Raw genomic sequence first — 17,708 nt, forward strand, 5'->3', positions numbered from 1 at the left:
CAGGGCTTTAAGTGGAAACCATTCTCGCCACCCTATGGAACCACTTCCTAGGGTCGGGTTGTCATTTTTATGAATTTTCTGATGAACACTGAAACTATGGTTCTAACTATGGAAAACGTAGAGAAAGTGCTAGATGAACTGCGTCCCTTTCTCATGGCCGATGGTGGTAACGTAGAAGTAGTGGAGCTCGATGGTCCAATTGTAAAAGTACGCCTACAAGGAGCATGCGGTAGTTGCCCCAGCAGCACAATGACACTAAAGATGGGTATTGAGCGTAAGATGCGTGAGTTAATTCCCGAGGTAAGCGAAGTGGTTCAGGTACTTTAATACTAAAGCTCAACCTTACGAGTACCCTGTCGAAGTTGCGAATACCAAAAGAAAATGCTTTTCCATAGGTCTGCGATCACTATCTGAATAGTAATTAATATCAGCTAAAAAGTTCGCCGACTGGGACGCGGATTCATTCGAAGCTGTTGGAGAGGTCTTACTTCATTGAAGCCATCAAATACACTAGCACAGCATATCAAACGGCAAGATCGTGGCAGCAATCCTTAGGCAGCTAATAATCATCAATTTATTTCTCAGGGGTTGCTGCGTTAAAGTGTTGGCGGGATTTATTAAAGAAAGGGAGGATCCTTAAGGACGCTGTGCCTATCACTGGAGGCTTTGACCAGGTTTAGTAGAATTAAAATCGCAAGGTTAGAATAAACAATTAGAGTCATAGCATAAACAAATCTACAAATGCCACGGCTAATCTATTAAACATTTAAAAAATAAAATAGCCTGGCTTACACTAATAAATTACAGACTTAGGTTATAATAGTTTCAGATAAGAAAGTGAGGTTATTAAATTAAGTAATGTTGTGCTGCAAATAGCGATTCTATTCTGATGTGGACTGCCATTGTTGAGCTAAGGATAGATTAGCAAATTTTTAATCTAATTAATGAGGACAAAACATTAATAACGGTGTGAAGAAATAGCAACTTGCTACTAATAAATAATTATAGATTTGTAAACTATGATTAACAAAGAAATTTATAGCAAAAGTATTTTTGCAATAGCTTAAATAAATTATATTCACATATGTTTAAATTTATTGATAATTCAACTGGAAAAATATAAATTATAACAATTGAGATTACTAATATCGATGTTTTTTAATCTTAAATTTATTTACTTCTAGGCTATTTAATTTTTTATTAACAAGATGGAGAAGTGATTTTCTCTTTAATATCATAGTAATCTTAGTTAATGATTAGGAGTCCATTCAATATATCAGAATCTTCTTTAATAAAGCAACTTTAAGAAGGTCCTTTTTATTTTCTTCAAAGCCAATTAACTTTCTTTTTTCTTTAAACAAAATTAATTATACTTAAATATTTTGAAAATAACAAACAATAATTAAGATAACTAAACGAGAATGGGATTAGGCTGATTAATATTAGAGCTTTAAGGCTTGAGTCGCAGGGAGAGTGCTTTTTCTGCTTCTTCTCGATCATCAAAGTGTACTTTCCCAAGCTTTAAAAGCTGGTATTTTTCGTGACCTTTACCGGCAATCAGAACAATGTCATTCCCTTTAGCTTCGCCAATTGCAACTGCAATGGCAGCAGCACGATCGTTTTCTACCATTAAGTCAGTGCCTTTTGGAATGCCCCTTACCACATCATCAAGAATACGTTGTGGGTTTTCAGTTCGCGGGTTGTCGGAGGTTACAACTACTCGATCAGCTATGCGAGCGGCAATGGCGGCCATCTGAGGACGTTTACTGCGATCCCGATCTCCGCCACAACCGAATACACAAATAAGGCGACCTTTAGAAAAAGGACGCACTGCAATCAGAGCATTTTTTAACCCGTCGGGCGTATGAGCGTAATCTATAAGAACAGTTGGTAACTCATCAGTTAAAGATCCTGCGAGGCGCACACGTTCCATGCGTCCAGGCACTCCACGGAAATGACTAATAGCATCAAGCAAAACAGATAAAGGCAACTGTTGCTGAAGCAATGCTCCCACCGCCTGCAATAAATTCATCAAGTTGAAGCGACCTAGTAAAGGTGACCGGAACGGACCCTCCCCCATAGGACTGATCAAACGCCCGGCCACACCACAACTGGTCGTAGTGAGATCAACCATTCGCAGCTCAGCGGTGGAATCTACAAGCGAGCTACGCCAACACACCTCACTTAATCGATTTGCAAGTTTTGCTCCCCAAGGATCATCACTATTCACAACAGCGCGTGCCGCTCCCGCGTGAAGCAACTCTTGTGAGAACAACAGTGCCTTAGTCTCGAAGTAGTCCTCCATCGAAGCGTGGTAGTCGAGGTGATCCTGGGTGAGGTTGGTGAATACAGCCCCGGCAAACCGACAGCCAATAACACGATTTTGTGATAGGGCGTGGGAACTGATTTCCATAGCTGCTAACCGACTACCCGACGATGCCGCTTCCGCCAACTGCGCTTGAAGACGATCAGCACAAGCAGTAGTGTGTGTAGCGGTGGCACTATGGCCAGACCAACGATTCACGAGGGTGCCAAACATGGCGGTGGGTAATCCTGAGGACAAGGCCAAGTATTCGATCAGGTGAGTGATGGTGGTTTTCCCATTCGTGCCTGTCACACCCAATAGAGCCATACGCTCACTGGGACGATTCCAAAAGGAAGCTGCCAGCTCTCCTAACGTTCTTGCCACTGGATCTGGCACAACCACAACAAAGTCTTTTGCCATCGGGGGATCGGCTGCAGCTGCAGCCGATCCGATCACCGCAGCTACAGCACCAGCTTGTAAAGCTTGCCTCCAAAAGATTCCACCATCAACCCGTTCTCCAGGCAATCCAACAAATAAACTGCCAGGACCAACCATGCGGGAGTCACTTGTAACAGCCTTTACCGATACCGATGTATTGAAACCATCAGTAGGAAGTACAAGACCGACATCACGGAGTAGTGTGTGAAGCATTTGAGTCATTAAAATCCTCTATTTACACCAGATACTTAAAGTCTTTTTTAAATTTAAAGCGATACGGCTAATAAGAAAAGTCAAATTTAAGAAAAACTGCCCGTTTTCACTAGTTAAGAGCAAGCTTAAATAGGTTCTAAAAACCTAATAAACAGTAAAAGATTTTGTCCAAAAAAATAATTTCACGCATTTCAAGTGATGGTCTTTATTAACCAAGCCATCAATCTATCTCCTGCTAGTCGTGGAGGTACTCGTGGCAATTCTGTCGTGTCCAAGAACAAAACAGGAACTTCTAAGTCGTAACGCACTTTAAGTGGAGTTGGTACCTCTGGAGCGTCTATATCCACCACGATAAGGGTCACACGAATATGATTGAAATCGAGCGCGCGTAGTCGTCTTTCCAGGCTTGCACAAAGACAGCAGCCTTGTCTGCTATAGAGGCGCAACTCATGCATCAATCAGGCACCGGGTCACAACCGCATGGGGTAAAGGGGTGGCATCGCAAAAGTCGCTTCACCGTGAGCCAGCCGCCTTTCCAAGGGCCATGCCGCTGTATCGCTTCCAATCCATAAGCACTGCAAGTAGGGGTAAAGCGACAGTTTGAACCCATCAGAGGCGAGATGAAACGACGATAAAAGCTGATTAGCATGAGTAATACTGCAGCAAGACGTTCGTTTAGACTCGTCCACCGGTAAACCTGCTTGTCGTTAGATAAACTGAGAGGCTCGTGCGTCGCTGGATGCGCTGACGCCTGTGATGGATTCAGCATGGCCAAAAGCTGCACGAATGATCTACACACGTTCCCAACTTATGTCTCGTTACCGCGGCCCTCGTCTGAGGATCACGCGGCGCTTGGGAGACCTGCCTGGTCTCACCCGGAAGACCGCAAAGCGGTCCTATCCTCCCGGTCAACACGGCCAAGCCCGTCGCAAACGTTCCGAATACGCAATTCGTCTCGAAGAAAAGCAAAAACTTCGATTCAACTACGGAGTCTCCGAGCGTCAACTTGTTCGCTATGTAAAGAAGGCTCGCGCTCAAGAAGGCTCTACCGGAACCAACCTGCTAAAACTCCTGGAAAATAGACTTGACAACGTTTGTTTCCGTCTTGGTTTCGGTCCTACTGTGCCTGGATCCCGTCAACTTGTGAATCATGGTCATGTGACCGTGAATGGTCGAGTGACGGACATAGCTGGCTACCAGGTAAGGCCCGGTGACGTATTGGCCATACGTGAACGCAAATGCAGCAAACAGCTTACTGAAGGCAATCTTGCCTTCCCCGGTTTATCCAATATTCCTCCTCACCTGGAATTGGACAAAGCCAAGTTGAAAGCTAAGTGTATTGGTCGCTGCGAACGCGAATGGGTTGCTTTGGAAATCAATGAACTTCTTGTCGTGGAATACTACTCCCGCAAGGTATAAATCTCACTCACTAAGGGATCTGGAACAACCCTGATCCCTATTTCAAATTTTGTTGACTTGTTTTCGAGATTGACAAAGTTTTTATATTTATATTGCCCAATATATAAAAGAATTAATCAGCAAAGGCATAACAGAGTAGTTTAATCAAGCGAAAAAATTGCCGCCAAAACTTATTTAGATTCAACCAAGTATTTGCTTATAATACTAAAGATATATATCATTTTTGAGAAAAAATAAATCTAACAACAATATAGTTTTCAAATCCAGATCTTTTGAAGTTCTATTTTCAGTAAAAATTGCTATAACCAGAGTATTTAAAACAAGTTTTCTAACACAGAACATTTATAGCTTTAATCATTAATTTCATAAAATAATACTGATGATTAGTTAGAGGTTACTTTAAAATAAACAAATAAAAACAATAATCAAGAGATGAAAGTATAAAGGTTCTTACCTTGTAATCATACTATTATATGCTAATTTATCTTTTATATAAGCTATAAATTTAACATTTATGTAAATTGCTCTAGCCTAGAAAGTTAACGACAATTTAAATTAATTATCATAACTTTTTATGACTTATATATGGTTTTAGATTATAAAAACTTGAACCAAGTTCTCTCTAGAGAATTAATAAAAATTACACAAATTAGGAGAGCTTACTTAATAATAAAGCACAGAGACTTAGCTATTGACGCGTACATAATGTTAAAACTTGTAGCAGTTGACATAAAGAATAGCTAAAATTATTCACGATTTTAAACAAAAAAATGATTAATCATGCTTGCAATTATCAGCTTACCTCCAAGAACTTAACAGATTGAGTTCAGTACACTGCGTAACCACGGCAGGCTAAGACCCATCACATTTGAATAACAACCATCCAAACCACTGATATAGAGTCCACCTTGCCCTTCTAAAGCAAAACCACCTGCACATTGTAGCGGCTCGCCACTCGCTACATAGTTTTCTATTTCAATTTGGCTAAGCATTGCGAAGTGCACCACGGTGCGAAGGCAAACAATTATTTGCTTCTCTGTATGAGGGATCAGGCAATGGCCAGTGAGCAATTCACCACTGCGGCCTGCTATGCACCGCCAGCGATCGATAGCTTCCTGTGCATCCACTGGTTTGCCGAATACCTCACCCTCAAACACGAACATCGAATCGCAACCGAGCACAGCATGAATATCGGCATCAGCGACAGGGTCGAGGCTTTTCTGAACGGCCGCAGCCTTGGCTAGTGCTAGCTGCTGCACTAGTAAAACAGGATCTTGATTGCTGATAGTACTTTCATTGACGCCGCTAACGCGTATGCGATGAGGTATCGCCGCCTGCTTCAGCAGACGACGACGGGCTGGAGACGCTGAAGCAAGCATCAGCACGACAGACACAAATCTGGGGAACAACTCTTAGACTGGCAAAGAAGGGAGGCCGCGCCATCGCCCGCTCCACCGATTTGTTCGATCAACGTAGCTGCAACCGGGCACGACGGGCTATAAATTGTCTTCCGTTTTCTGATGCTCTTTATCAAGATCTTCGGCATCAAGGCCTGGATGCCGGACACTTTTTTTGTAATCGCCGTACTTATCAACGCAACGGTCGTTGGTATCGCCACAGCGATGCTTTGGAAAAGGATCTGCTTTGGTTAATCTCCGTGGGTGTACTGCGGCGAGAAGTAGATGGACAAGGACTTACCAATCGTTTTCGGTTAACTCCTCTCGGTCGCCAAATTTTGGATAACACTCCTGATCTCTTCATACAATCGATATCATGGATAGAACGCCTTCGCAATGGAGTACGACGATTATTGTCTTAACAACCGCGCTGTAGCCTCACATGATCTCCCCATTACCAACGAATGGCAAGTAATGGTAATTGATTCAACCCAATACATCCCTTGTATCGCCCACTGATGGTACTTGGCACCTCCAGTGGTGCTGGCAAGACACTCATGACAGCAGCACTTTGCAGAGTGTTGAAACGACAGGGCGAACAACCCCTCCCCTTCAAAGGGCAAAATATGAGCAACAACGCCTGGGTGGATGCGTCCGGTGGCGAGATGGCTTACTCCCAGGCGATGCAGGCATGGGCCGCAGAACTAGAGCCCTGCTGCGCGATGAATCCAGTGCTGCTCAAGCCGAGAGGGGACAACACGAGTGAAATAATTCATTGCGGCTATAGCGTCGGAATTACTAGGGCTGAGCATTACTACCGCGATTGGTTCCGGCCCGGTTGGCGAGCGATTCGCAGCGGGTTAAACCAATTGCAACAGCGATGGCAAGGTGGACGGTTAGTACTGGAAGGTGCAGGAAGCCCCGTGGAGGTTAACTTGCAGCAACGCGACCTTACCAATCTGAGATTGGCCCAGTATTTACGTGCCAACTGCCTGCTTGTAGCAGATATTGAACGGGGTGGTGTCTTTGCACAGATAGTGGGTACTCTTGCGCTACTACGACCGGTGGAGCGATCTCTTATTAAAGGAATTTTGATTAATCGCTTTCGTGGACGCCGGGAGCTATTTGATCAAGGGAGAACCTGGTTAGAAGAGAACACTGGGGTGCCGGTACTTGGAGTGGTGCCATGGTTAAACGAAATATTTCCCCCCGAAGACACACTCGACCTGCTGGAGCGAAAATCCAACAAAAGCTCAGCTGATCTTGACATTGTTGTTTTGAGGTTACCCTGCCTGAGCAACTTTTCGGATCTCGACCCTTTAGAAACTGAATCTGCTGTACGATTGCGCTGGGTGAGTCCGGGCGATCATCTTGGACATCCAGACGCGGTAATTATTCCCGGAAGTAAGCAAACCCTATGCGATTTAGAAGCCATTCGCAAGTATGGTCTTGATCAAGATCTGACGGCTTATACCCGGGACGGTGGATCCATTTTGTCGATCTGTGGTGGCATGCAATTGCTGGGTGAGTGGCTCACGGATCCAGAACAATTGGAAGGTGGTGCAGGCCCTGGACCTTGGCCGGGTTTAGGTTTACTACCAATTACAACCTGTTTTAGAAGAAACAAAATTCTGCGTCAACGCGAAGTCCAAAGCACTTGGCCATCAGTTTCAACCATCCAAGGTTTCGAACTCCACCAAGGGAGCACTACCGCAAAAATAAAACTGCCATTATTCAGTACTGATCCGAGTTTGGGGTGGTGGACTAAAACTACCCGTGGGGGAAGCATCATTGGCACATACTTGCACGGAATTCTTGATAACGGCCCTTGGCGACGTCACTGGTTGAACCAGCTACGTGCTCGAAAAAACCTCCCTTTCCTGCCGACAAATTGTTCCCATCATGGTGAACATCGTGATCGACTACTGGATCGTCTCGCCGATGCTTTTAAGGAACATGTGAATTTTTCCCCCCTGCTTTAGCGATGGGCACTGTCCTTATACACTGGCCAAGTGGCCGCACTACTACAGAAACCATTGGTGAGAATTGGTTGAAAACCGCAAGTAAAGTAGGAATGTCCATCCCTACCGGGTGCATGGGAGGAAGCTGTGGTGCTTGCGAGATCGAGGTAAACGGTAGGCTCGTTCGCGCTTGCGTTAGCACAGTACCGCCGTCAAAGTCTGGTCGGCTTATAGTTAGCTTTGTAGCCGATCCTTATTGGTAGATAATACAATTGAGAGAGAAGTTAACTCATTCACAACGCAATTAATATTAATTCATAGTAGACAAGTCAAAACTATATCAAGATAGATAAAAGTTAGAAACGAATTCAACTTTGTTTGGAAGGTAGATTCTAAAATAGACTAGGATCTCTTAGCGGCATAATTATCTGAATTGTTAGCTAGTAAGTAATATTAACAATTTGTATATGCTAAAAATTATTCGATTATAGATAGCGATTTTATCGTTGAATAAAAAGGGACTAGTGGTATTATATTAGGCGATATTAATGCATTATTCATCAAACTTTTATAGACTTGAAATAGTTAATGGGTTTCACAAGACTCAATCTGTTGATGATGTCATTAAATATTTACTTGATGTATTAAATAGTTATGTAGTCTATTAAGAGATCTCTTACGCTTAATTAAGCGAGTTGTTGAAATTTAAACTTTTCATTTCATTATTAGAAATAAAACTATATTTAACATTGGTATTTACCAAATAAATATTGATCAAGATAATGCTTGGGTAGATAATAGTTTAAGCCATATAAAATTATGAATAAATAATTAAATTCGTACTAGCCGTAACTTGAGTAAATAAATGATTTGGCTAAATAGATTTAGCTAAATATCTCATAGACAAACTTAACAATAATATATGTAGATTTGCTATATAAGAGGTCAAAGTTAGCTCAATTAGTTAAGAGAAACTTCAAGGAGTGTCGCCTTGATAAAATTAAAAAATTAATGATTCTTGTTATAGTGGTCACCGCTTGAACACTATGCCGCTCTTCTTGCTTAGGCGTGGGTGTTCCTTGAAGTTCCGTTTTGTCGCCAGCTTTCACGCTTCTATTATTAGAATCAGGCATTAATGTAATGAGTGGGTACACAATCCTTATCCAACTCTCACTAAGATCATATTATAAGGTTTTATTAAACTGAGAAATTATCAGAGACAGTAGGCAATTAAACAAATTCGTTTAATAGAGGAGGGGGTAAAGTTGGATGATGTCCCTCCACTTCTCCAGCAAATACTCGACTGGCACGAATATCCGACGCCTCAATGGTCATCAAGTCAGTTTTTGTGAATGTCTCTCCCATCCGAGCAAACAATCGATTGGCTTGACGCAGACGTGCTCGATCGATCGCGTTACGAATCGATCGAGCATTAGCAAAGAAAGGCAATTGTCGTCTTCGACTGATGTATTCCTCGAAGGCTTTTGTAGCTTCTTTATTAAAGCAATAATGCTGTGCTTCAAGTAGCAAGTCGGCTATAGCCATCAACTCACTATCGCTATAGTCGGGAAAATCTAAATGATGTGCCACACGAGACGAAAGGCCTGGGTTGGAGCTATAAAAGGTTTCCATCTTATCTTTATACCCAGCAAAAATGACCACAAAGTCGGTACGTTGACGCTCCATTTCTTGTAAAAGAATCTCTATCGCCTCAGCGCCATAATCTCTTTCGTTGCCAGGTTTGTAAAGATAATAAGCCTCGTCGATAAACAGTACACCACCCTGTCCTCGTTTAATCATTTCCTTTGTTTTCGGGGCGGTGTGTCCTACATACTGCCCAACAAGGTCATCACGAGTTGCAGTCACCACATGACCTTTACGCAAATAGCCGAGACGATGCAAAATCTGCGACATCCTCTGCGCCACCGTCGTCTTACCTGTACCAGGGCGACCGGTGAATGACATATGAAGGCTCGGTGCTGTACTGGGGAGTTCCATTTGCTGCCGGGCTTGATCGACTAATAACAAAGCAGCTATCTCGCGGACTCGCGTCTTCACCGACGTGAGTCCGACCAGTTCATTGTCGAGTTGCTCCAGCACTTCAGCCACACCCGACTCGGCATAGGTTGCCTTCAAATCAACTAAGGAGGGCATCAATCTCCGCTGCAAAGAATCGGTCAGCATCACTTAATGCATTGCCGCTTCCATCCACTCCGGGACGAAGCGTAATGTTCACATATGTCCTGCCAAAGCTAATGTCTGGGAATCGTTGAGTCTGCTCGCTGTAATACCCCAGTCGATCTAAAAAGTCGCGTGTAGCGCTGTAACTATCGAACTCGTAGCGACGCTCTAAGCAGACTGGCCGCTTACGTTCTTGCCACTGATTCATCCAAGTCACCCACGACCGTTCCTAGAATTTAAAGGAGTACCTCTTCAAAGGAGTGCTTCCCGCTGACACCCCAGCAGCCGACTAGACCATGCCTCGGCATGGGCACGGTTAGCCATCTGTTGATTTAGATCGGTCACGTTAAGGGGATAGGGCATGGTTCCAGCAATGGCACCGTTTGTGACGCAGAACATCGACTTCTGGAAACTTACGCAGATTTGCACATGAACATCAACTTGTCCGCGTCCATGATTGTCATACCAGCTGCTAAGTTCCTCCGGTAGGTGACGGAACATATCCTTCATGCATAAACTCGGTGGAATACCAGCCCCCATACTTGGAATCGGATCGGCATAAAGGGCACCATACTTGAAATCGCTTATGTCGGGGGAAATTTGGCGGGCTTGTGCGTTGTAGGAAACAGTGCCAAGAAAGGGCATTCCTCGGAAAAATACGGCTTCCACGTAAGGGACGGCGACGTCTGCTAAAAATGTGAGTCCAGCCTCAGGTGGCAATATCCAGATTTCTTTCTCCGCCACATTTACTTTATAAGTGATCGGGTTAGCGGCAGCCGCCACAAGTCCGTCTCGAATGTGATGGACTACGTCTCGAATGCAAGCAATTTCCCTGGTTGCATAACGATGAGCCAGGCCGACGAACATATCACTCATCACTCGCCAGAATAAACCAAGGCAATAGATTGTGGTGAGCGATCGAATTGACTCTGGCGCAAACCCTGGATATAAACCGTTGATAAGCGCCAACAACGGGTCCCGACGAGCTTTCAACCGAATAATCCATTGGCAGGCTTCCTGAAAGGCTTTACTGTCGAGATAGGCATCTAGGCCTCCAGTGCCATGCCAGAACATCGCCTTCTGGCAATACTCGGCGTATTCAAAGTTGATGCGATCACCCAGCAGATGATCCCAAAGACGCTTTGGTGAAAATCCTTCATGGAAGAAGCGGAATACTGGGAATGGATTCAACAACTGTTTCTTGCCTTGATCAACTAAATTCTTGCTGTAAGCGTCAAGAACGATACCGTAACTCTCAAGAATATTGACCACTTGGATAAGATGGTCCGGTGTATCTGCAAGTAGTGGGATATCCGATAGCAAACGTCGCATCAGCTCGCCCTGATCTGGAAGAACTGGTGCGAATGATGCTCGAGCGGTGATCATGACAAACCTCCGTTGAGCTGACTTAGACCGGTTGTAGTTGCTTCACTGAGATTCGACAGCAACGCGGGAACCAAACCCAGAGTAAGAATTCCCAGGCTGAGTGCAATAGCTGGGATTTGCTCATATAAAGCGACACGATCAAGAATACGGGGATTGGATATCTCACCAGGAGCGATGGCAAGACGGCCAAAGAAAGCACGGTTTACAAGCAGTAGGAAATACACAGCCGTGAGGCCAGAACCTATCATCGAAAGTAGTGTTGCAACGGGGAAGGGTTGAAGACTGCCGCGGAAGATCAGAAATTCAGAGATGAAACCAGCCATCCCAGGAATGCCCGCACTAGCCATCACACCGATTATCATCAGAGATCCGGTAAGAGGAAGTCCCCGTTCAGGATTCAATAGACCGCGCAACACGGTAAGGTCTCGTGTTCCTGTGCGGGCATAAACGGTACCAACCAGCAGGAAAAGCACACCAGAGATTAATCCATGACTCACCATCTGAAACAATGCCCCCATTAAACCGAGGGGAGTGGCCGCTGCTGCTGCCAGTAGCACGTAACCCATATGTCCTACAGAGCTGTACGCCACCATCCGTTTCATGTCGGTTTGCGCAATGGCAGCTAGTGAGCCATACAAAATTGAGATTGCCGCCCAAACGGCAAGCCACGGGGCAGCTACCTGCCAAGCCTCAGGAAATAAGCCGAGACAGAAGCGCAACAAGCCGTAAGCTCCCAGTTTTAAAAGGACACCAGCAAGAAGAACCGAAACAGGAGTTGAGGCCTCAGTATGGGCATCTGGCAGCCAGGTATGGAATGGAAAGAGAGGGATCTTAATTCCAAAACCAATCAGGAGAGCCCCCATCAACAAGAGCTGAGTTGTTAGGTTTAATTCGTTGCTAGTGATGGGTCTTAAACTAAAATCCATAGTTCCTGTCGCCAGAGCCAAGCCAAAAAAGGCACCCAGAATCAACATCCCAGACACAGCAGTGACAATTAAGAACTTAGTGGCTGCATAAAAGCGATTAGCACCCCCCCATACTGCAATCAACAACCAGAGGGGAATCAATTCCAATTCATAAAATAGGAAGAAAAGCAATAGGTTTTTGGATAAAAAAGCCCCATTTACAGCACCACAAATCACCAGCAATAAGGCGAAGTAAATCCTCGGTCGGTTTTCGATGAAACGGGATGCTACTGCTGCAACAAGACAAAGAGTCCCATTCATGAATATTAGCGGTAGTGACAAACCATCTACTGCAAGGGCGTAATCAAGACCGATTGAGCGCACCCAGCGAGCTTGTTCCAGTAGCTGTGATTTAGGATCTGTGGGATCGAAGAGCAGCAACAGAGTAAAACTAGTAACGCACTGGATCGTCAGTAGCGCGATTGTTCCCGTCCGCAAACGGGAACTTGTCTGCTTGCCGGGCCAAATGCTTAGGGCAAGAGCTCCGGAAAACGGAATCAGGAGTAGGAGCGAAAGCAACATCAGAGCAGAATTAAGTAAGCAGCCAGCTCACTGCAGTAAGGAAAAAAACAATGGCTACAAGTACCGTGAGCACGTAAGACTGACTCTGGCCGCCAACGCTGAGTTTTAGACCTTCGGCGCTTTGCATAGATAAGCGCGCCACACCATGTAAAAGTCCGTCTACAACATTACGATCAAACCAATAAGCAAGGCGCGAGAACCCAGCCACGACGTTGACGATAGTGAGCCGATAAAAACGCTCTGTATAGAAATCGTAGGCTAGGAGGTCTTGAAACCAGCGCAAGACAGGGTTAAGTGAGCGAGACCAGGCTTTACTAAGAGGAATAAGAATGCCTAACAGTAAACCAATCAGGCCACTACCAACTACGAGAACAGCAGCCCACAAAGGGAAGGCCAACAAGCCATCGAGGGACTCGAGCCTAACCAAAAACACGGGAGTCAGCAGCACAACTACACACAAGCCAACCATTGGCAGTGCCATCTGCCAGTTCACCTCGGCTGCTCGACGGGACTTAATCAGAGCATCGCCAAGAAAGACATGGCGGAAGACCCGAACCAAGCCCAAGGCCGTCAGGGAATTGGTCATCAGAAAAATGGCCACAAAAGGTATGGAGCGAGCGCTCAGTAGATCAATAGATTGAGCCATAGCCAGAAAACCTCCCAGGGGCAAGAAACCAACAAGTCCGGCAGCACCAATCAAAAAAGATGTTGTTGTTGCAGGCATTCGGCTTCCAAGTCCACCAAGTTCGGTTATGTCTTGGCAATTCGTTGCGGCAATCACTCCACCAATACTCATCGAAAGTAGGGCTTTCGATACCGCATGGGAAAAGAGTAGTAAGAGCGTTAGCACTGGGATCTGCAAAGCAATGGTGATAAACACCAAACCCAGGTGAGCTGTTGTGGAATAAGAAAGCGTCCGCTTGATATCCACTTGAGCAAGAGCTACTAAAGACCCTCCAATGGAACTAATGCTGCCAATCACAAGAAGGACGGTTAGGGCAATCGGCGCGTGTTGAAGGATCGGCATCACTTTAAGAAGTACAATGGCACCGCAGGTCACCACAACAGAATTTCGCAAAATGGAGGCGGGGTTTGGCCCTTCCATCGCCTCGTCTAACCAAAGGTGCATTGGGAACTGGGCGCACTTGCCCGTCGGTCCGGCAATCAAACCCAGACCGAGTAAGGTCGCTGCCAAGGGAGATAAAGAATCTTGTGCTGCCCAGGTATAGAGGTCGTTAAAGCCCATACCTCCTGAGAAAGTACACAGTGCTACAACTCCCATGAGCAACAGCACATCTCCGACCCGTTTGGTCAAGAAGGCGTCACGAGCAGCCGTGATCACAAGAGGCTGTGCGTACCAGAAACCCACGAGTAAGTAGGTTGAAAGCGTAAGCATTTCCAGCAAAAAGTAACTCTGAAAGAGGGAATTGCTCAAAACAACGCCACTCATCGCCCCCTCAAAAAATCCAAGCAGCGCAAAAAAACGAGCTAATGCCCATTCTTTGTCCATATATCCAAGGGAATAAATCTGAGAAAAAAGGCTCAGGCCAGTAATTAGTTCCAGGGCTACTAAATTCGTAAGAGACAAACTGAAACTGATATCAAGCTTCAATTCAGCCACGGTGAGCCATGGAAAAACAAGATCAACTGAACCTGACTCAAATACTTCCTTAAGAATCAAGCTGCCGTGTATAAAAGCCAGCAACGTGAGCAAGATGTTGAGATAGGCCGCTGGCCTATGGGCTTGGCGCCGAAACAAACCTGCTGCCCACGGCAGAGCAACTAACGTCCCAACGAATCCGTATAGCGGAATCAGCCAGGCGGTTTGGATTGAAAGGGAAATCTCCTGATTCAAAACGGCAAGCGGGATGGGAATCGGGCTGGTCGTCGATTAGGGGAAATTTTAAGTGCGAATACTCCACCTGGGGAGATCCTGGTGAACTCTTACGATTGGTAAAGTGTGCGGCATCAACTGCGGCGGACTGTTCCGGTACTAGCCAGTGCAGGCTCCACTCCCTCATTCGGCCGAGCGATGATATGGGCAGCAACCAGCCCATCCCCAACACGCTCGCATGCATCAGCACCAGCACGCACTGCAGCGTTTACGGCACCAGTCTCGCCACGCACCATGACGGTGACGTAACCGCCACCAACGTACTCACAACAGATCAAGTTTACTTCTGCAGCCTTCGTCATGGCGTCTGCCGCCTCAATGGCAGGAACCATGCCACGGGTTTCGATCATGCCGAGCGCAATACCCTTGACTGGTGCTTTGGACATCAAACTCGGCGGACCTAACCCTTCACCACCACCTGAAAGTACGCCACTACTGTCACTCATGACTTTTGTGGAGATTTTGCTTGTAGGTTTCGGGGGGGAGGAAGACACCGTGGACTTCTGCGATGACACGGAAGCCTTGACCGGAGGAGCCGCGGAGCCAATGGACTTTCCACTAGATGAAGCAGTGTTTGTGTTTATTGACTTCGCATCAACGGCCTCATCACCTGCATTACCGCGGCGACGGGGGTTAGAGGAGGAGGTAGCCATAGCAGATTAAGAGCAATAAGCGAATTGGAAGCCAAGTATCAGGAAAGAGAAATGCCCCTATCCATCCGGCATCCAGTGATCAATGATTCCGCCGATGGTTAAGTCAGTGAGCACCGTATTATTGGGGCAGGCATGACGAGCAGCCGAGCCGCTGGCTGTAAACACCCAGTTTCCCATTCGGGCACCGACCGGATCAACAGCGACTAACTTTTTGCCCTTGTTGTTGACAAGAATGCGCAAGTGCATATGATCGAGTCCTGCGACGCGGAACGTACAAACTAGAGTGCCCATCACTTGCATAATCTCCATCAGCGTGCCGAACCTCCCGAGGGTTCTGAATGGGGGGAGGGGCTAGTTAAAAGCGCAGAGCCTTTGGGAGGATCAGGCTCCCAGTGATCGATTATCCCTACGATTGTTAAATCACTAGGGTACGATTTACTGCCTGCAGCTTCCCTTGCAGCGGAACTACTCACACAAATTACCCAGTCCCCAGGTTTCGCACCAACGGCATCAACAGCGACCTTTTTAGTGCTGCCATCGAGTACTACCTGAAGATGTTTATGCTCAAAGTCGGGAATCCTATTCGTTGAGACAAGGGGTTTGATGATCTTGACAATAAGCATGCTCAGTGAGCCTCCTGACTTTGAGGATCGAGCGTGGAGCCGATAATCTCGGCCGGAGCCGATTGATGCCTATCGCGAATAGTCAGGCATGTGTGCAGCAAGCCATCGTAGACCAAGTCAAAATAGCGGTCGACGATAGCTTTATTCACACGTTTGCAATCTGCAATTGCTCGATCGCGGGCACCAGGAACACGACCGGAATAATCAAAACGCACCACAATTGGAATTGGCAAATCACGAGAAATGTTTAAATTCCGAAAGATTTTGATACCGACATCGAGATCAGGAGCCCCCTCCTCGACCGTATCTAGGTGAGCGAAGTATGTGAGATTGCGTAAATGAACCTCTTTAAAACCAATACCCACACCAATGAACCTTTCAGCATGACCGACATCGAGATAAGAAGCCCCGTAAAGCTCCCGCACGTAATCAATTTGTGAGCAGTTGTTAGATAACAAATGCGTTAAGAAGGTGAGCATGCCAGGATCCATAGGACCAGGGGCGGCTGACTTCAATGCTTTGGCAATTTGAGCCATCGCCTGATCAGGAGACATGGCTACGGTTGCAGTATAAAGTTCATGCGCACACACCCACTGATCAAGAACCATTTCACTATCTCTATTGGGTGGGTGGACGCGAATTGCGTCAGTATCGGTATCGAGACCAATTAGCAGAAGTTTTACGGAGGCTCCACAGCAGAAGCTATTCTCCACGGCTTCTCGGAAATTAAGAAGACGCTTATAAGCGGCCGATGCAGCTAACTCGTCGTTACTGGCATGTGCAGCACAGCCGTGAAGATGAGGCGCTAAGGAACTAAAGTGGTACGTTACTACTTTCAAATAACGGGTCGTTTCTGTGAAGGGGTTGGGTTTACCTTCACGATGGCGACTGTGTTCAGTTTTAATCCAGCGGTTCACCGTGTTTTCCACATTAAACATGGCACCAGCATGGGAACGGCGACGCACGGCACTGAAAGGAATGCGTAGAACATAGGCAACGGTATGAGCCAAGCGACCATCAGCGCACGGCGTGATGTCTAAGAGGTGGATGCCGCAATTCAGCAGAAATTGTTCAAATTCCCGAGCAGAGGAGCTATCTTGTGCACCCTGGAGAGGGTCGTCTTGAAAAAAGTGATCACTAAATAAGCGATGGCTTTCGAAAACACACCAAGCGAATAAACCACGCATATCTAGTGGCTTAATCCAAGCGCGTTCGAGTATATAGTTAGGCAAATCGAAGCCAAGCTCGGCACGGCTCAAACGCTGGGCTTGGACAATGAAATCAGGCTTGTGCTGCAAAGCAGACACCTGTTGCAATACAGGGACGATGCGGTCAAAACCCCCCTTAACCTTTTGTTCGTAAGAACGCAGGCGGTCATTTACAGCTTGATTGGTTAGGGGATGACTTCGGTTACTGCGGGAAAGCGAGGACTGATCGGAATTGAACGGCATTGTCGAGCGATCCTGGTTCTGTCGCAGCTGACGACGACTAGGAGCCTGAGGTCGCCCGTTGCGGATACGAACCCGATCAGAACCGAGGGGTCCTTGAATTGCTACGGCTGCCTTGCCAACAGTAGCCAGAGCGCGACGACGCTCGAGAGCGGTGCTGCGGACCGGACCGTCACGGAAGCCTGACTGAAGATCAACAGAGTTCTTTTTTTGGCTAGAGCGATCCTGGTTCTGTCGCAGCTGACGACGACTAGGAGCCTGAGGTCGCCCGTTGCGGAAAGACATGGAGCGAACCATTAGTAA

Annotated in this window: 19 protein-coding genes; 5 read left to right on the forward strand and 14 right to left on the reverse strand. The window is 46.3% G+C overall.

Annotation, left to right across the window (positions count from 1 at the left end):
* Nucleotides 1-81 precede the first annotated feature (81 nt).
* Complete coding sequence (locus ABWV55_RS03345) at nt 82-327, forward strand: NifU family protein (RefSeq protein ID WP_353292286.1); 246 nt, start codon at nt 82-84, stop codon at nt 325-327.
* A gap of 1,123 nt (nt 328-1,450) precedes the next feature.
* On the opposite strand, the gene ABWV55_RS03350 is transcribed toward ABWV55_RS03345, so the two are convergent.
* From ABWV55_RS03350 to yidD, 3 genes are all read right to left on the reverse strand, one after another.
* The gene (locus ABWV55_RS03350) at nt 1,451-2,965 is read right to left on the reverse strand and encodes a UDP-N-acetylmuramoyl-L-alanyl-D-glutamate--2,6-diaminopimelate ligase (RefSeq protein WP_353292287.1); all 1,515 of its coding nucleotides are present in this window, start codon (nt 2,963-2,965) and stop codon (nt 1,451-1,453) included.
* A gap of 182 nt (nt 2,966-3,147) precedes the next feature.
* Entirely contained in the window at nt 3,148-3,411 is a 264-nt protein-coding gene (locus ABWV55_RS03355) for a glutaredoxin family protein (protein ID WP_353292288.1), read from the reverse strand.
* Nucleotides 3,411-3,725 (reverse strand): membrane protein insertion efficiency factor YidD, encoded by a 315-nt coding sequence (gene yidD, locus ABWV55_RS03360; protein ID WP_353292289.1) that lies wholly within the window; start codon nt 3,723-3,725, stop codon nt 3,411-3,413. Before yidD ends, ABWV55_RS03355 begins: the two co-directional genes overlap by 1 nt.
* 41 nt (nt 3,726-3,766) lie before the next feature.
* Here yidD and rpsD point away from each other — a divergent pair, with 41 nt between their 5' ends.
* Nucleotides 3,767-4,375: a 30S ribosomal protein S4 gene (rpsD, locus tag ABWV55_RS03365; protein WP_353292544.1), complete on the forward strand. Its 609-nt coding sequence runs from the start codon at nt 3,767-3,769 to the stop codon at nt 4,373-4,375.
* An 812-nt stretch (nt 4,376-5,187) separates the two neighbouring features.
* Here the strand turns inward: rpsD and ABWV55_RS03370 are convergent.
* Nucleotides 5,188-5,760 (reverse strand): nucleoside triphosphate pyrophosphatase, encoded by a 573-nt coding sequence (locus tag ABWV55_RS03370; protein ID WP_353292545.1) that lies wholly within the window; start codon nt 5,758-5,760, stop codon nt 5,188-5,190.
* Nucleotides 5,761-5,834: 74 nt separating this feature from the next.
* Here ABWV55_RS03370 and ABWV55_RS03375 point away from each other — a divergent pair, with 74 nt between their 5' ends.
* From ABWV55_RS03375 to ABWV55_RS03385, 3 genes are all read left to right on the forward strand, one after another.
* Nucleotides 5,835-6,194 carry an Npun_F0494 family protein gene (locus ABWV55_RS03375; RefSeq protein ID WP_353292290.1) on the forward strand — a complete coding sequence of 120 codons (360 nt, stop codon included), beginning with the start codon at nt 5,835-5,837 and terminating at the stop codon, nt 6,192-6,194.
* A 96-nt stretch (nt 6,195-6,290) separates the two neighbouring features.
* Nucleotides 6,291-7,754 carry a cobyric acid synthase gene (locus tag ABWV55_RS03380; RefSeq protein ID WP_353292546.1) on the forward strand — a complete coding sequence of 488 codons (1,464 nt, stop codon included), beginning with the start codon at nt 6,291-6,293 and terminating at the stop codon, nt 7,752-7,754.
* A 2-nt stretch (nt 7,755-7,756) separates the two neighbouring features.
* On the forward strand, nt 7,757-7,996 hold the full coding sequence (locus tag ABWV55_RS03385) for a 2Fe-2S iron-sulfur cluster-binding protein (RefSeq protein ID WP_353292291.1): 240 nt from the start codon (nt 7,757-7,759) through the stop codon (nt 7,994-7,996).
* A gap of 967 nt (nt 7,997-8,963) precedes the next feature.
* Here the strand turns inward: ABWV55_RS03385 and cbbX are convergent.
* Genes cbbX through ABWV55_RS03435 form a run of 10 tightly spaced genes read right to left on the reverse strand, consistent with a single transcriptional unit; the run spans nt 8,964 to nt 17,702 of the window.
* Entirely contained in the window at nt 8,964-9,887 is a 924-nt protein-coding gene (gene cbbX / locus ABWV55_RS03390) for a CbbX protein (RefSeq protein WP_353292547.1), read from the reverse strand.
* Nucleotides 9,871-10,122: a 4a-hydroxytetrahydrobiopterin dehydratase gene (locus tag ABWV55_RS03395; RefSeq protein ID WP_353292292.1), complete on the reverse strand. Its 252-nt coding sequence runs from the start codon at nt 10,120-10,122 to the stop codon at nt 9,871-9,873. Before ABWV55_RS03395 ends, cbbX begins: the two co-directional genes overlap by 17 nt.
* A gap of 44 nt (nt 10,123-10,166) precedes the next feature.
* A complete protein-coding gene (locus ABWV55_RS03400) occupies nt 10,167-11,300 on the reverse strand; it encodes a CO2 hydration protein (protein ID WP_353292293.1) in 1,134 nt (377 codons plus the stop codon).
* Nucleotides 11,297-12,787: an NADH-quinone oxidoreductase subunit M gene (locus tag ABWV55_RS03405; RefSeq protein ID WP_353292294.1), complete on the reverse strand. Its 1,491-nt coding sequence runs from the start codon at nt 12,785-12,787 to the stop codon at nt 11,297-11,299. Before ABWV55_RS03405 ends, ABWV55_RS03400 begins: the two co-directional genes overlap by 4 nt.
* Nucleotides 12,788-12,797: 10 nt before the next feature.
* On the reverse strand, nt 12,798-14,642 hold the full coding sequence (locus tag ABWV55_RS03410) for an NAD(P)H-quinone oxidoreductase subunit F (RefSeq protein WP_353292295.1): 1,845 nt from the start codon (nt 14,640-14,642) through the stop codon (nt 12,798-12,800).
* Nucleotides 14,524-14,808: a hypothetical protein gene (locus ABWV55_RS03415; protein WP_353292296.1), complete on the reverse strand. Its 285-nt coding sequence runs from the start codon at nt 14,806-14,808 to the stop codon at nt 14,524-14,526. The genes ABWV55_RS03410 and ABWV55_RS03415 overlap by 119 nt, the downstream gene beginning before the upstream one ends.
* On the reverse strand, nt 14,756-15,334 hold the full coding sequence (locus ABWV55_RS03420; protein WP_353292297.1) for a BMC domain-containing protein: 579 nt from the start codon (nt 15,332-15,334) through the stop codon (nt 14,756-14,758). Before ABWV55_RS03420 ends, ABWV55_RS03415 begins: the two co-directional genes overlap by 53 nt.
* Nucleotides 15,335-15,391: 57 nt before the next feature.
* Nucleotides 15,392-15,643: a carboxysome peptide B gene (locus ABWV55_RS03425; protein ID WP_353292298.1), complete on the reverse strand. Its 252-nt coding sequence runs from the start codon at nt 15,641-15,643 to the stop codon at nt 15,392-15,394.
* Nucleotides 15,643-15,957 (reverse strand): carboxysome peptide A, encoded by a 315-nt coding sequence (locus ABWV55_RS03430; RefSeq protein ID WP_353292299.1) that lies wholly within the window; start codon nt 15,955-15,957, stop codon nt 15,643-15,645. Before ABWV55_RS03430 ends, ABWV55_RS03425 begins: the two co-directional genes overlap by 1 nt.
* Nucleotides 15,958-15,959: 2 nt before the next feature.
* Nucleotides 15,960-17,702 carry a carboxysome shell carbonic anhydrase gene (locus tag ABWV55_RS03435; protein ID WP_353292300.1) on the reverse strand — a complete coding sequence of 581 codons (1,743 nt, stop codon included), beginning with the start codon at nt 17,700-17,702 and terminating at the stop codon, nt 15,960-15,962.
* Nucleotides 17,703-17,708: the final 6 nt, after the last annotated feature.

The organism is Synechococcus sp. M16CYN (assembly GCF_040371545.1).
In the GTDB taxonomy this organism is placed as follows: Bacteria; Cyanobacteriota; Cyanobacteriia; order PCC-6307; family Cyanobiaceae; genus Parasynechococcus.